Here is a 14,705-nt window from a genome sequence, read left to right on the forward strand (position 1 = left end):
CCCTCCGCGAGCCGCCACGTTCGTGCCGAGTCGCCATGCTCTGGCGCGTTGAATCTTGGCGGCTCGGGGCAATCTTGGTGGCTCGCGATCTAGACTGACGGCACCTCCTCACCGTCGAACGGAGTCGCCGTGCCCTCGCCGTGGTCATCGCGCCGCGAGGTCTCGCCAGAGACGTCGCGTCTGCTGATCGAGCGCGCGCACGAAGAGCTGGTCGGGGGCAACGTCGGCGATCCGCGGCTCGGTCAGATCCGCCCGCTCGTGCAGGACTCCTGGCGACGCTCGCTCGCGCACCTCGTCGGCGCCGAGGGGCTGCCGCCGCTCGACCTGGGTGACGACGAACTCGAGGCGTATCGGCGGGCACATCCTCTCTCGGCGGCGATGGACATGATCCGCGCCCTGCTGCTGCCGGGTGGGGAGAGCGACTCGGGAGTCGTGGTCGCCGTGGGGGATGCCGTCGGCCGCCTGTTGTGGGTGGAGGGCGACCGCCGGGTGCGCAGCCTCACGGGAGACATGGGCTTCGTCGCGGGCGCGAACTGGTCGGAGGAGGCGGTGGGCACCGCGGCGCCCGGCACCGCGCTGGCCCTCGGGCGCTCGGTGCAGATCCACGGCGCCGAGCACTACAACCGCCTCGTGCAGCCCTGGTCGTGCACAGCGGCGCCCGTCTACGACCCGGAGACGCGCCAGGTCCTCGGCGTCATCGATGTCACGGGCGACAGCGACGCCGCCACCCCGCAGGCGCAGCTGCTCGTCGACGCGACGGCGCGCGCCGTCGAAGCCGAGCTGCTCGTCGGCAGGCTCCGCGCCCGCGCCGAGCCTCCCGCGCCGCGGCGGACGCGGCGGCCCGCGGCGACCGCGGCGACCGCAACGACGATGCTGCGCGTGCTCGGACGCGACCGGGCGCTCCTCGATGTCGCCGGGCCCGACAGTGCCACGGTGACCGAGCTGTCGGCTCGGCACGCCGAGATCCTTCTCATGCTGGCCGTGCATCGCGAGGGACTGTCGGCCGAGCGGCTCGGACAGCTCGTCTACGGCGAGGACGACGCGGAGGGAACGCTGCGACCCGAGCTGGTGCGCCTGCGCAAGGTGCTGGAGCGGGTGGCGCCGCAGCTGGTGCCGGCATCCCGCCCCTACCGCCTCACGACAGAGCTGCACACCGACGCCCATCAGGTGGTCGCGCTGCTCGGACGCGGTGCGCACCGCGTCGCGCTCGCGGCCTACCGCGGGCGCGTGCTGCCCAACTCGGTCGCCCCCGGCGTGGAGGAGTTCCGCGAGTCGGTGCGCCTCGCCCTGCGCGAGGCCCTGCTCACGGAGGCCTCCGTCGACGTGCTGCTCGCGTACGCCGACACCGACGACGGCGCCGACGACGCCGAGGTCCTGCGTCTGGCGCTCGAGATGCTGCCGGCGCGCTCGCCGCGACGAGCCGGTCTCGTCGCGCGGTTGGAGAAGCTCGAGCGCTGAGCGCGGGTGGTGGTGGGCTGGGGGCGCGGAGCGGTTGGTTGAGGCGGAGTTGCGCGCGCGGCGGCGTCCGACCCGACCCCGGCGCGACAGGGTCGGGCGAGGATGCCAGGATGGGCGCAGACGCCGTCACCGGCGCCGAGGGAGGATAGACATGACCGACGACGCGCCCACACCCGACCTGGTGCGACTCGCGAGCGCCTACGGCATCGCGACGGAGTACTGGTCGTTCTTCGGCGACCGGGTGCAGGTCCCGGCATCCACCCTGCGGGCGGTGCTGGCGGCGATGGGCATCGACGCGTCGACGGATGCCGCGATCAGCGCGGCCCTCGTCGCGGAGGAGGAGCGGGTGTGGCGCGAACTGCTCCCCGCCTCGTTCGTGACGCGCGCCGGCGTCGGCGTGCTGTGGGTGCACGTCTTCGACGGGCACGACGTGACCGTGACGGTGGCTCTCGAGGACGGGTCGGAGCGCGCGCTCACGATCCCCGAGCAGCGCCCGGCCGCGCGGCTGGTGGACGGCATCCTGCGGTGGCGGGTCGAGATTCCGGTGCCCGACGACCTGCCGCTGGGGTGGCACACCGTGCGCGCGGAGCAGCGCCCGTTCGGCGGCGGCGCCGAAGCCGACCGCACGGCATCCGCCCCGTTCGTGATCACGCCCGATCGCCTCGGCGACCCGCCCGCCCGTCCCGGGCGCACGCGCGGCTGGGGCCTCATGGCGCAGCTGTACTCCGTCCGCTCACGGGCATCGTGGGGCCTCGGCGACTTCGCCGACCTCGCCGATCTCGCGGCGATCGCGGGCGAGCGCGGCGCCGACTTCCTGCTGATCAACCCCGTGCACGCTGCCGAGGTGACCAGTCCGATCGAACCGTCGCCGTACCGCCCCGCGACCCGCCGCTTCCTGGCGCCGCTGTACGTGCGCCCCGAAGACGTCCGTGAGGTCGCTTACCTGACGCCCACCGAGCGCGCCGTCGTCGAGGCCGCCCGCGGTCCCGTCGCGGCGATGGACGACGACGCGGACCGCATCGATCGCGACGCGGTCTGGGCCGCGAAGAGACTCGGCCTCGACGCGATCTTCGCGGTGCCGCTGACGCCGTCGCGCCGCGCCGAGCTCGATGCGTTCGCCGCGCGCGAGGGGCAGCCGCTGCAGGACTTCGCCCTGTGGTGCGCGCTCGAGGAGCACTACCTCGGTCGCGAGAGGCCCGCCGAGGTCGACGACATCCGCTCCCCGCTGGTCGCCGAGCTGCGCACGCGCCTGGCCGATCGCGTCGCGTTCCACGTGTGGCTGCAGTGGATCGCCGACCAGCAGGTCGCCGACGCGCAGGCCGCAGCCAGGGCGGCGGGCATGGCGATCGGTGTCATGCACGACCTGGCCGTCGGGGTGCACCCGCAGGGGTCGGACGCGTGGTCGCTACGGGAGATGTACGCGACCGGCATGGCGGTCGGCGCGCCGCCCGACATGTACAACCAGCAGGGCCAGACCTGGAATCAGCCGCCGTGGCTGCCGCGCGCGCTCGCCGAGGCCGGGTACGCGCCGCTGCGCGACATGATCCGCACGCTGTTGCGCCACGCCGGCGCGCTGCGCATCGATCACGTGATCGGGCTGTTCCGCCTGTGGTGGATCCCCGAGGGGCTCAGCCCCGCCGCCGGCACCTACGTGCGCTACGACCACGAGGCGATGATCGGCGTGCTGCTGCTCGAAGCCCACCGCGCGGGTGCGGTGCTCATCGGCGAGGACCTCGGCAACGTCGAGCCGTGGGTGCGCGAGTACCTGTCGGCGCGCGGCGTGCTGGGCACCTCGGTGCTGTGGTTCGAGCGCGAGGGCGACGGCTTCCGTCCGCCGGAGCAGTACCGCCGATCGCTGCTGGCGACCGTGAACACGCACGACCTGCCGCCGACCGCGGGGTACCTGGCCGACGAGCACGTCGCCCTCCGCGCACGGCTCGGTCTGCTGACGCGTCCGGTCGAGGAGGAGCTGGCCGACGCGGATGCCGAGCGGGCGACCATGCTGGCAATGCTGCGGGAGCGCGGCCTGCTGGGCGCAGACCCGAGCGAGGCGGAGGTGATCGCGGCGCTCAACGTGCTGATCACGGCATCCCCCTCGCAGCTGCTCGGGGTGGCGCTGGTGGATGCCGTCGGGGAGCGCCGCGCGCAGAACCAGCCCGGAACCGACCGCGAGTACCCCAACTGGCAGATCCCGCTCGCGGGACCGGACGGTCGTGCGGTGCTGCTGGACGAGCTCGCGGACAACTCGCGGTTCGACGCGCTCACGCGCGCCGTCGACGACCACCTCTGACGAGCGGCTGGGGCGCCGGCCCAGGCCCCGGAGCGGTGGGCGCGAGGGTGCCGATGAGCACCCCGACCACGACGAGCGCGAGGCCGACGATCTGCGCCGGCCCGAACGGCTCGTGCGCGACGACGACGCCCAGGAGCACACCGGTCACGGGGTTGAGCAGCCCGATCACGCCGACGACCGCGCCGGGCAGTCGCGACAGCCCGGTGAACCACGCGGCGTAGGCGACCGCCGTCGCCACGAGGATGATGTACGCGAACCCAAGCAGCGCCGGTCCATCGAGGGCCGGCGGCGCACCCTCCACGATGATCGCGACCGGCGCCACGACGAGGGAGCCGGCGATGAGCTGCCACGCCGTCATCGTCAGGGGTGGCACGTCCGCTCCCCACCGCGTCGTCAGTACGAAGCCGAGCGATGAGGAGAGCATCGCCACGATGGATGCCGCGATGCCCCACCCGTCGGCATCCCCTCCGCCGGGCTGGAGCATGACGACCACGCCGACGATGCCGAGCGCCGCGCCGAGCGCCGCCCGGAGCGCCGGCCGCTGCCGCAGCAACATCCAGCTGAGCAGCAGCAGCGCCGCCGCCGAGGTGGACATGATCGTCGCGGCCAGACTCGTCGCGAGGCGCTGTGCGGCGACGTAGACGAGCACGTTGAGGCCCCCGACGGTGAGACCGCCGAGCACGACCGAGCGCCACCACCACGCGCCGCGCGGCAGTCGCCGGGTGACGAGCAGCACGAGAAGCCCCGCCGGCAGGCACCGGATGACCGCGCCCCACAGCGCCGCGTCGGGCGGCAGCACATGACGCGTCACGAAGTAGGTGCTCCCCCAGGCGATGGGGGCGATCGCCGTCACGAGAACCCATCGCAGCCTTTTATCTTCCACGGAAGATAATATAGCTTCCGCGGAAGGTAAAGTCGACGGCGTGCAGGATCACGTCGACCTCGTCCAGGAGCAGTGGCGCCGCGAACGCCCCGATCTCGATCCGTCTCCGCAGGGCGTGATCGGCCGTCTTCATCGCCTGGCCGCGGCGCTGACGGCGGAGCTGACCGCCGTCTACGCGCAGTTCGGGCTCAGCGAGGCCGAGTTCGACCTCCTGGCATCCCTTCGCCGCGCCGGTGCGCCGTACGAGCTGCCGGCGGGCGAACTGGCCGACCACACGATGGTCACCACCGGCGGGCTCACCAAGCGTGTCGACCGCCTGATCGACCGCGGCCTCGTCGTCCGCACGGATGCCGAGGACGACCGCCGTCGGCGCCTCGTACGCCTCACCCCCGAGGGCGTCGACCTCATCGACCGTGCGTTCACGGCGCACCTCGCCAACGAGCACCGCCTTCTCGCGCTCCTGCCTGCGGGCGACGCCGGCGCCCTGCGCGACGCCTCCCGCCGCTGGCTCGCCGCCCTCGCCCACGACTGACCCCCGGCATCCCGCCCCGCCCCCGCCCCCGCCGCGAGAAACCACTCGCGCGCCGAGAAACACCCCACGCAGGGGTTTCTCGGCACGCAACGTGTTTCTCGTGGCGGATGCCGGGGCGCGAGCCACGCGGATGCCGCGGCGCCAGCCGCCCACGCAACGCGATGCAACGTTGCGGTGCGTAGCGTCAGCGCATCCGAACGCGGCGAGGGATGCCGCGGACCATGCACTGTCGAAGGAGACATCATGACCATCGTCGAAGAGGGCGTCTCGAGCGTTTACGCTGCTCCCGGCCAGCGCGGGGCCATCGCCGAGTACCGTCCGCGGTACGGCCACTACATCGGCGGCGAGTTCGTCGAACCGATCAAGGGGCAGTACTTCGAGAACATCACCCCGGTCACGGGCAAGCCGTTCACCGAGGTCGGCCGCGGTACCGCGGAAGACATCGACCGCGCCGTTGACGTCGCCTGGAAGGCGTTCGAGTCGTGGAAGAAGACCACCCCGGCCGACCGTGCGAACATCCTCAACAAGATCGCTGACCGCATCGAGGCGAACCTCGAGAAGATCGCCGTCGCCGAGACGTGGGAGAACGGCAAGCCGGTCCGTGAGACGCTCGCCGCCGACATCCCGCTGGCGATCGACCACTTCCGCTACTTCGCCGGTGTGCTGCGCGCCCAGGAGGGCACGCTCAGCCAGATCGACGAAGACACCGTCGCGTATCACTTCCACGAACCGCTGGGCGTCGTCGGCCAGATCATCCCGTGGAACTTCCCGCTGCTGATGGCCACGTGGAAGCTCGCGCCCGCGCTCGCCGCCGGCAACTGCGTCGTGCTGAAGCCGGCTGAGCAGACCCCGGCATCCATCCTGTTCCTCTTCGACATCATCGGCGACCTGCTGCCGGCCGGTGTCGTGAACATCGTCAACGGGTTCGGTATCGAGGCGGGCGCGCCGCTCGCCCAGCACAAGCGCATCCGCAAGGTCGCGTTCACGGGAGAGACCACGACCGGTCGGCTGATCATGCAGTACGCGTCGCAGAACCTCATCCCGGTGACGCTGGAGCTCGGCGGCAAAAGCGCGAACATCTTCTTCGAGGACGTCGCTCGGCAGAAGGACGCCTACTACGACAAGGCGCTGGAGGGCTTCACGTTCTTCGCGCTGAACCAGGGCGAGGTCTGCACCTGCCCGTCGCGGGCGCTCATCCAGCGCTCGATCTACGACCAGTTCCTCGGCGACGGCCTCGAGCGCGTCGGCAAGATCATCCAGGGCAACCCGCTCGACCCCGCCACCATGATCGGTGCGCAGGCCTCGAACGACCAGCTCGAGAAGATCCTCAGCTACATCGAGATCGGCAAGGCCGAGGGCGCGAAGCTGCTCGCCGGCGGGGAGCGGGTGGACCTCGGCGGCGAGCTCAGCGGTGGCTACTACGTGGCACCGACGGTGTTCGAGGGACAGAACTCGATGCGCATCTTCCAGGAGGAGATCTTCGGTCCCGTCGTCTCGGTGACCAGCTTCGACGGCTTCGACGACGCCATCCACACCGCCAACGACACCCTCTACGGCCTGGGTGCGGGCGTGTGGAGCCGGTCGGCCGACACGATGTACCGCGCCGGTCGCCGCATCGAGGCCGGTCGCGTGTGGACGAACACCTATCACCAGTACCCGGCGCACGCCGCGTTCGGCGGGTACAAGCAGTCGGGCATCGGCCGCGAGAACCACCTCAAGATGCTCGATCACTACCAGCAGACCAAGAACCTGCTCGTGTCCTACGCCGAAGGGCCGATGGGCTTCTTCTGAGTCGAGACACATCGGCGAGACACGACCTGCCGCCCCAGACGCCCGTGCGTTTCGGGCGGCAGGTCGTGTCTCGGCAGAGAAAGGGGTCGGTCATGACGGCCACACTCAGCAGGGTCGCGGTGACGGATGCCGCGGCATCCCTCCTGCGTCAGCTCACGGCGCAGCACGGCAAGCTCATGTTCCACCAGTCCGGCGGATGCTGCGACGGCAGCGCACCCATGTGCTACCCCGTCGGGATGTTCCTCACCGGGCCGTCGGACGTGAAACTCGGCGACCTCGACGTGGGGCTGGACGACCCCATCGAGGTCTTCATCTCCGCATCGCAGTTCGAGTACTGGAAGTACACGCACCTCACGATCGACGTCGTTCCGGGCCGCGGCGCGGGCTTCAGCGTCGAGGGGCCGACCGGCATGCGCTTCCTCATCCGCTCGCGGATGCTGGACGACGCCGAACTCGACCACTTCGGCCTGCGCTGACGGCGGCCCGCCGCCGCGCCGCGAACCGCCCCGCGAACCGCGAGACACCACGCGTGCACCGAGACACCGGTGCACAGCGCGTGTCTGGGTGCGCAGCGCGTGTCTCGCGGTGAGGGGGGAGGCGCCGGATGCCGCGGCTAGAGCCAGCCGTTCTCGTCGGCGACCCGCACGGCGTCGGCGCGGTTGCGGGCACCCGTCTTGCCGATCGCCATGGAGAGATGGTTGCGCACCGTGCCCTCGCTCAGGTGCAGCATCTGCGCGATGTCGGCGATCGAGCCGCCTGTCCGGGCCACCGCGAGCACATCGGTCTCGCGGGCCGTCAGGGGCGACTCGCCCTGCGCGAGCGAGTCGGCGGCGAGGGCGGGATCGACGACCCGCAGCCCCTGCGCCACCCGTCGGACGGCGTCGGCGAGCTGTGCCGCGGGCGTGTCCTTCACGACGAAGCCGGACGCTCCCGCCCGCATCGCACGCGTCAGATACCCCGGCCGCCCGAAGGTGGTCACGATGAGCGTCCGGCAGGTCGGCAGGGCGCTGCGCAGCGCGGATGCCGCCGCGATCCCGTCCATCCCCGGCATCTCGATGTCGAGCAGGGCGACGTCCGCAGCCGATCGCACGGCGGCATCCACGACCTCGTCACCGCGACCCACCTCGGCGACCACCTCGATGTCGGGTTCGAGACCGAGCAGGGCCGACAGGGCGCCGCGCACGAGTGCCTGATCGTCGGCGATGAGCAGGCGGATCACAGCGTCGCCTTCAGGAGGAACCCGCCGAGGTCGCTGCGCCCGATCGTGAGCCGGCCGCCGGCGCTCTCGACGCGCTCTCGGATGCCGACGAGCCCGTTGCCGCCGACGGCCTCGTCCGCCCTCGGTCCGACGCCGTCGTCGCAGATCGCGACGGCGCGAGCGGTCAGCTCGATGCGGCAGCGCGAGGCCTGCGCGTGCCGGATGACGTTCGTGACGCCCTCGCGCACGACCCATCCCGCGAGCTCCCGCCTGTCCGCCGGCAGCATGTCGGTCGAGCCGGGCAGCTGCGCCTCGATGCCCGCCGCCTCGAGCGCCGCCCGTGCCGCGGCAAGCTCACCGGAGATGCTGACTCCGCGGTAGCCGGCGACGGTGGCGCGCACATCGGTCAGCGCGCCGCGGGCGAGCTGCTCGACCTCGGCGATCTCCGTACGGGCGCGCTCGGGATCGACGTCGATGAGGCGCCCGGCCAGTTCGGTCTTGACGGTGATGACGGTGAGCGAGTGCCCGAGGATGTCGTGCAGATCGCGGGCGACCCGGCTGCGCTCGCGCTCGACCGCCATCGTCGCCATCTGATCGCGCGTCGCACGCAACTCGTTCATCGCGGCGATGTTGCGGGCGAAGGCGGCCATCATGGCGGAGATGGAGATGAGTATCGCGGGGATCCAGAGGATGTCCTCGTTCCAGCCGTTCAGCGCGACGCCGGCGAGGAGGGATGCCGCGCCGAGGGCGAACAGCAGCAGCCAGGTGAGGCGCAGCGGCAGCACCGCCATGCCCACCAGCACGCCGACGTACGTCCACAGGCCGCGCACCTCCCACCCCGCCCAGGGGAACAGCGAGAAGGAGAACACGAAGAGCGCGGCGGCTGGCAGCAGCCGATGCCGCGTCGCGCGGGGTGCCCACGCGAGCGGGGCGCCCACGAGGAACCCGACCGCGAAGACCGCCAGCAGCGTCAGCGGGACGATCGCCCGTACCGGCCCGTCGGCGGTGAGGATCGGGATGAAGGTGAGCAGCCAGATCATCGACAGCGCCGACCCCGTGTACCAGCGCACGGCGCCGCGCCCGGTGAGGATCCCCTTCACCGTGCGCGGCGACGTGCCGTCGGTCGGCTGGATGTTCCAGCGCGGTTCGCCGAAGTCGTGCGACGGGCCGCCGCCGGTGAGTGCGGTCACGGATCTCACTGTAGGACGCGCGGCTCACACGCGCTTCGTGTCGCGCCGGAACGCCCACGTCGTGCCGGCGACGAACAGCACGAGCCAGACGAGCGCGTTGACCAGCCACATCGCGTCGAAGCTCTCGCCGGTCAGCGGTGAGCGGGCGAGCTCGCCGATGCCGTAGACGGGCGTGAACTTCGCGATCGTCTGCATGAAGTCGGGCATGCTGCTGAGCGGGTAGAACAGGCCGCCGAGGAACGACAGGAAGACGACGATCAGACTCGTCACCTGCGCGGCGTTCTCACTCGGCATGAGGTAGCCGACGAACAGCCCGAGGGTCGTGAAGACGGCGCTCGCGAGCACCCAGCCGACCAGTCCCGTGCCGATCCACTGCCCGGCGCTGAGCTGGATGCCGCTGATCGCGCCGGCCGCATATGTGGCGACGACCGCGAGAAGGCCCAGCACCATGCCCGCGATCATCTTGATGATGATGTTGACGAGCGGGTTCAGCGGGGTCAGCCGCAGCTGCCGGCTCCAGCCTTGCGTGCGTTCCAGGGCGACGGCCGCGCCGGTCTGCGTGGCCGACATCATGGCGCCGTACATCGCCATCGACACCATGATGTACGCCGCGACCGACACGCCGCCGTCGGCGACGGGCGTCGCCGTGAGCTGCTCGTCGCGGAGGGGAAGGCCGATGATGACGTACATCATGACGGGGAAGGCGATCGTGAAGAACAGCGTCCGGCGATTGCGCAGGCGCCGTCTGAGCTCGATGCCCAGATAGGTCAGATTGAAGCCGCCGAGCGGAGGGACGCGGCGGTCGAGGGTGACCCGGTCGGCCGACAGCGCGGACGTCGCGGAGGATGCGGTGCTCATGCGGAGGCTCCTTCGGAGGTGAGGGCGAGGAAGACGCTCTCGAGGTTCTGGGACGTGATCTCGACGTCGCGGGCCGCCGTCTCGGTGAGGAGGTGGCGGGCGACGGCATCCGAGTTCTTCGTGTGGATGCTGATGCGGTCGCCGGCGAACTCGACGTCGTCGACGCCGGGAAGGCCGGCGAGCCGCGCCGGGTCGGCGCCGGGCAGGGTGGCGCGGACGATGCGACCGGAGACGAGGTTCTTGATCTCGGCGGTGGAGCCGTCGGCGACGATGCGCCCGCGGCTCATCAGCACGATGCGGTCGGCGTACTCATCGGCCTCGTCGAGGTAATGCGTCGCGAACAGCACCGTGCGCCCGCGGGCGGCGTCGGCGCGGATCGCGCTCCAGAACGCGCGGCGGCCCTCGACGTCCATCCCGGTGGTGGGCTCGTCGAGAATCAGCAGTCCGGGGTCGCTGAGCAGCGCCATCGCGAAGCGCAGTCGCTGCTGCTGGCCGCCCGAGCACAGGCCGACCCGGCGGCTCCTCAGGTCGCTGATGCCCGCGCGCTGCATGACCTCCTCGATCGGACGCGTGTCGGCGAACAGGCTCGCCGTGAGCGCGAGCGTCTCGCGCACCGTGATGTCCTTCAGCAGGCCGCCGGTCTGCAACACCGCCGAGACGAGGCCGTGCGAGATGGCCGCGCGCGGGCTCTCGCCGAACACGCGCACCGCGCCCCCGTCGGGGTCCGACAGGCCCAGCAGCATGTCGATGGTCGTCGTCTTGCCGGCGCCGTTCGGGCCCAGGAAGGCGACGATCTCGCCCGGGCGCACCCGCAGATCGACGCTCTCCACCGCTCGGACACTGCCGAAGCTCTTGCGCAGGCCCGCGGCATCCACCGCGAGCAGTCCCTGGTTCTCATCCATGTCTCCGACTCTGCCCGCGCGCCGGCCTGTGCACCGCACACGGCCGTCACGACTGCGCCATGACATTCGTCACGGCCGAAAACTCGTCGGCGTACTCGCGTGACGAATCGCCGGTTTCGCACTCTCTACCGGTGGAGCGCAAGGAGGAGACATGACCGCTTCGGGAGGCGCGGCACTGCGGCGCGTGACGATCGTCGACCCATCGAGCGCTCGCAGGGCGCACGCGCGCGAGCTGCTGGCGGGCCGGCTGGGCATGCGCGTGGTCGCCCTCACCGCCGACGCCCCCGACCACGTCGTCCGGACGTTGATGGATGCCGGGGTGGAGGGCATCGTGTCCTCGCGGGAGTCCGAGGGTATCGTGCGGGCGGTCGTCGATGCGGTCCGCCGGGGTGCGCGCGCCCGGTCGCCCCATGCGCGCGCGAGGCTCGACGCGCTCGCCGTGCGCCCCGCTCTGAGCGCGCAGGAGGCCCGGCTCGTCATCCACACCAACTCGGAGCTCGCGCAGGCCGCGCGCGACGACGGCCTGCTCCCGCCGGAACACGCGAGCGCACGCGATCACTGACGCGGCGCGATGGACGCTCCTGCGCGAGAGACCTGCCTCAGGCGCGGTGGTCTCCGGTTTCATTCCTGTTACAAAAAGCGCGATCACGAGGCAGGCCGGCGATGTGCACGAAAGGATAGCGACCTGAGCTTCGCCTGTCCGGCGGGGCCGACCGACATACAGCAGAGGTACTCACATATGGCACTGCACTTCAGTTCGCCGGGCTCCGCCCGCGCCCGCACCGCTCTGGCAGCGGGCGCGCTCGCCGTCTCCGCGCTGCTCCTGGCCGGCTGCGCCGGCGGAGGGTCCACGGGCGGGTCGACCGATGGCGCGGCATCCGGGCCCATCATCATCGGCACGACCGACAAGGTCACCACGCTCGACCCGGCCGGCTCGTACGACAACGGCTCGCTCGCCGTGCAGACCCAGGTCTTCCCCTACCTGGTGAACACCGACTACAACTCCAACAAGGTCGTTCCCGACCTCGCCGAGTCCGCCGAGTTCACCTCGCCCAACGAGTACACCGTGAAGCTCCCCGCGGGCCTGAAGTGGGCCAACGGCCACGACCTGACCTCCTCGGACGTCAAGTTCTCGTTCGACCGCAACCTGAAGATCGCCGACCCCAACGGCGCCTCGAGCCTGCTCTACAACCTTGACAGCGTCTCCACGCCGGATGCCACGACCGTCGTCTTCAAGCTCAAGACCGACAACGACCAGGTCTTCCCCTTCATCCTCACGTCCTTCCCCGGCGCGATCGTCGACGAGGAGGTGTTCTCGGCCGACGCCGTCACGCCCGACCAGGACATCGTGAAGGCCGACGCCTTCGGCGGCCCCTACTCGATCACGAAGTGGGACTTCAACAAGACGGTCGAGTTCACGCCCAACAAGAACTACAAGGGTCTGCTCGCCGCGCCGAGCAACTCGGGCGCCATCCTCAGCTACTTCGCCGAGTCGTCCAACCTGAAGCTCGCCGTCCAGCAGGGCGACGTCGACGTGGCCTACCGCAGCCTGTCGTCGACCGACGTGGCCGACCTGTCGGGCAACGACAAGGTCAAGGTCGTCGAGGGTCCGGGTGGCGAGATCCGCTACATCGTCTTCAACTTCAACACGCAGCCGTACGGTGCGACGACCGCCGAGGCCGACCCGGCCAAGGCGCTCGCCGTCCGCCAGGCGGTGGCCGATCTGATCGACCGCAAGACGATCTCCGACCAGGTCTACAAGGGCACCTACACCCCGCTCTACTCGTACGTTCCGGCCGGCTTCGCGGGCGCGACCGACGCCCTGAAGGGTCTCTACGGCGACGGCAACGGAGGCCCCAGCGCCGACAAGGCGAAGGCGACCCTGGCCGCGGCCGGTGTCACGACGCCGGTCACGCTGAGCCTGCAGTACAGCCCCGACCACTACGGTCCGTCGTCGGGTGACGAGTACGCGCTGGTGAAGCAGCAGCTCGAGAAGGACGGTCTGTTCACCGTCAACCTTCAGTCGACCGAGTGGGTGCAGTACTCCAAGGACCGCACCGCCGACGTCTACCCGGCCTACCAGCTCGGCTGGTTCCCGGACTACTCCGACGCCGACAACTACCTGACGCCGTTCTTCCTGGAGAAGAACTTCCTGGGCAACCACTACGTCAACCCGGAGGTCAACGACCTGATCCTCAAGCAGGCCGTCGAAACGGATGCCGCCACGCGCACGTCCGACATCGAGAAGATCCAGGACCTCGTGGCCAAGGACCTCTCGACCGTCCCGCTGCTGCAGGGCGCTCAGGTCGCGGTGACCGGTGCCGACGTGAAGGGCGTCACGCTCGACGCGTCGTTCAAGCTCCGTTTCGCTCCGATCACGAAGTAACGCGTTCCGGGCGTTTCGACTCGTCGCTGCGCTCCTCACTCAACGACCGGGGGAATCACACCCCCGGTCGTTGAGCGAGCGCAGCGAGTCGAAACGCCCGTCATCCGTAGAGTAGGCATCTATGACCAGCACCGCCACGGCATCCTCCGTCGCCGAGCCGCCTCCCGCGCTGGAGGTCCGCAAGACCGGATCCGGCTCAGCCCTGGGCCGGTACATCCTCATCCGGTTCCTGCTGATCTTCCCGACCGTGCTGATCCTCGTGACGCTGGTCTTCTTCCTCATCCGCCTCACCGGCGACCCGATCACCGCCGCCCTCGGCGGACGCCTGCCGGCCGATCAGCTGGCCGAGCGCATCCACGAGGCCGGCTATGACCGACCGATCCTCGTGCAGTACGTCGAGTACCTCGGCCGCATCTTCACCTTCGACTTCGGCACGACCATCACCGACAACCAGCCGGTCGTGCAGGTCATCGCCACCTACGGCACCGCGACCCTCGAGCTCGTGCTCTATTCGCTCGTGATCGCGTTCATCGTCGGCATCCCGCTGGGCATGGTCGCGGCGGCGCTGCGTGACCGCTGGCCCGACGCGCTGCTGCGCGTGAGCGCCATCCTCTTCTACGCGACGCCCGTCTTCTTCGCGGGCCTGGTCGCCAAGCTCGTCTTCGGCGTCTGGCTCGGTTGGCTGCCCATCTCCGGACGCGCGAGCGTACGCACCGAGCTCGCCATCGGCCGCAACGGCGGCACCGGCATCTATCTCATCGACGCGATCGCCTCCGGCAACCCCGCCTACGTGCAGGACGTGCTGCTGCACGCGGTACTCCCCGCCCTCACGCTGGGTCTGCTCACCGCCGGCATCTTCCTGCGGCTCGTCCGCACGAACGTCATCGGCACCTTCAACATGCCCTACATCGACGCGGCCCGCTCACGCGGTGTGCGGGAGGGACGCCTGGTGCGCACGCACGCGTACAAGCCTGCGCTCATCCCGATCATCACGGTCATCGGCCTGCAGATCGCGCTGATGCTCGGCGGTGCCGTGCTCACCGAGACGACCTTCGAGTGGAAGGGTCTCGGCTTCCAGCTGGCCGCCTACCTCGGCTCGCGCGACTTCGTCGCCGTGCAGGGAATCGTCGCGATGATCGCCATCATCGTCGCGGTCACCAACTTCGCCGTGGACATCATCGCCGCGTTCATCGACCCGCGGGTCCGGTACTGAGGAG

General features: G+C 70.5%; 13 protein-coding genes. 8 read left to right on the forward strand and 5 right to left on the reverse strand.

Annotation, left to right across the window (positions count from 1 at the left end):
• Positions 1 to 129: 129 nt before the first annotated feature.
• Complete coding sequence (locus AS96_RS09430; RefSeq protein ID WP_036288893.1) at positions 130 to 1,458, forward strand: GAF domain-containing protein; 1,329 nt, start codon at positions 130 to 132, stop codon at positions 1,456 to 1,458.
• Positions 1,459 to 1,609: 151 nt separating this feature from the next.
• Positions 1,610 to 3,748: a 4-alpha-glucanotransferase gene (gene malQ / locus AS96_RS09435; RefSeq protein ID WP_036288895.1), complete on the forward strand. Its 2,139-nt coding sequence runs from the start codon at positions 1,610 to 1,612 to the stop codon at positions 3,746 to 3,748.
• On the opposite strand, the gene AS96_RS09440 is transcribed toward malQ, so the two are convergent.
• On the reverse strand, positions 3,720 to 4,631 hold the full coding sequence (locus AS96_RS09440; RefSeq protein ID WP_231477204.1) for a DMT family transporter: 912 nt from the start codon (positions 4,629 to 4,631) through the stop codon (positions 3,720 to 3,722). The two genes, malQ and AS96_RS09440, sit on opposite strands and share 29 nt — an antisense overlap.
• A gap of 40 nt (positions 4,632 to 4,671) precedes the next feature.
• Here AS96_RS09440 and AS96_RS09445 point away from each other — a divergent pair, with 40 nt between their 5' ends.
• From AS96_RS09445 to AS96_RS09455, 3 genes are all read left to right on the forward strand, one after another.
• The gene (locus tag AS96_RS09445) at positions 4,672 to 5,163 is read left to right on the forward strand and encodes a MarR family winged helix-turn-helix transcriptional regulator (protein WP_036288898.1); all 492 of its coding nucleotides are present in this window, start codon (positions 4,672 to 4,674) and stop codon (positions 5,161 to 5,163) included.
• Between the two features lie 243 nt (positions 5,164 to 5,406).
• The gene (gene exaC, locus AS96_RS09450; RefSeq protein WP_036288901.1) at positions 5,407 to 6,954 is read left to right on the forward strand and encodes an acetaldehyde dehydrogenase ExaC; all 1,548 of its coding nucleotides are present in this window, start codon (positions 5,407 to 5,409) and stop codon (positions 6,952 to 6,954) included.
• 92 nt (positions 6,955 to 7,046) lie between these two features.
• The gene (locus tag AS96_RS09455; RefSeq protein WP_036288904.1) at positions 7,047 to 7,430 is read left to right on the forward strand and encodes a DUF779 domain-containing protein; all 384 of its coding nucleotides are present in this window, start codon (positions 7,047 to 7,049) and stop codon (positions 7,428 to 7,430) included.
• 137 nt (positions 7,431 to 7,567) lie between these two features.
• On the opposite strand, the gene AS96_RS09460 is transcribed toward AS96_RS09455, so the two are convergent.
• From AS96_RS09460 to AS96_RS09475, 4 genes are read right to left on the reverse strand one after another with little or no spacing between them, the layout of a single operon-like run.
• Positions 7,568 to 8,173, reverse strand: coding sequence for a response regulator transcription factor (locus AS96_RS09460; RefSeq protein ID WP_036288907.1), 606 nt, complete (start codon positions 8,171 to 8,173; stop codon positions 7,568 to 7,570).
• Entirely contained in the window at positions 8,170 to 9,342 is a 1,173-nt protein-coding gene (locus tag AS96_RS09465) for a sensor histidine kinase (RefSeq protein WP_051498823.1), read from the reverse strand. The genes AS96_RS09460 and AS96_RS09465 overlap by 4 nt, the downstream gene beginning before the upstream one ends.
• Before the next feature lie 24 nt (positions 9,343 to 9,366).
• A complete protein-coding gene (locus AS96_RS09470; RefSeq protein WP_036288910.1) occupies positions 9,367 to 10,200 on the reverse strand; it encodes an ABC transporter permease in 834 nt (277 codons plus the stop codon).
• Positions 10,197 to 11,102, reverse strand: coding sequence for an ABC transporter ATP-binding protein (locus tag AS96_RS09475; protein WP_036288913.1), 906 nt, complete (start codon positions 11,100 to 11,102; stop codon positions 10,197 to 10,199). The genes AS96_RS09470 and AS96_RS09475 overlap by 4 nt, the downstream gene beginning before the upstream one ends.
• A 151-nt stretch (positions 11,103 to 11,253) precedes the next feature.
• Between AS96_RS09475 and AS96_RS09480 the strand changes: the two genes are divergently transcribed.
• From AS96_RS09480 to AS96_RS09490, 3 genes are all read left to right on the forward strand, one after another.
• Positions 11,254 to 11,664, forward strand: coding sequence for a hypothetical protein (locus tag AS96_RS09480; RefSeq protein WP_036288916.1), 411 nt, complete (start codon positions 11,254 to 11,256; stop codon positions 11,662 to 11,664).
• Between the two features lie 177 nt (positions 11,665 to 11,841).
• The gene (locus tag AS96_RS09485) at positions 11,842 to 13,488 is read left to right on the forward strand and encodes an ABC transporter substrate-binding protein (protein ID WP_036288918.1); all 1,647 of its coding nucleotides are present in this window, start codon (positions 11,842 to 11,844) and stop codon (positions 13,486 to 13,488) included.
• 121 nt (positions 13,489 to 13,609) lie between these two features.
• Positions 13,610 to 14,701, forward strand: a complete 1,092-nt coding sequence (locus tag AS96_RS09490) for an ABC transporter permease (protein ID WP_005054622.1) — start codon at positions 13,610 to 13,612, stop codon at positions 14,699 to 14,701.
• Positions 14,702 to 14,705 lie beyond the last annotated feature (4 nt).

The organism is Microbacterium sp. MRS-1 (genome assembly GCF_000585455.1).
Lineage (GTDB): Bacteria > Actinomycetota > Actinomycetes > Actinomycetales > Microbacteriaceae > Microbacterium > Microbacterium laevaniformans.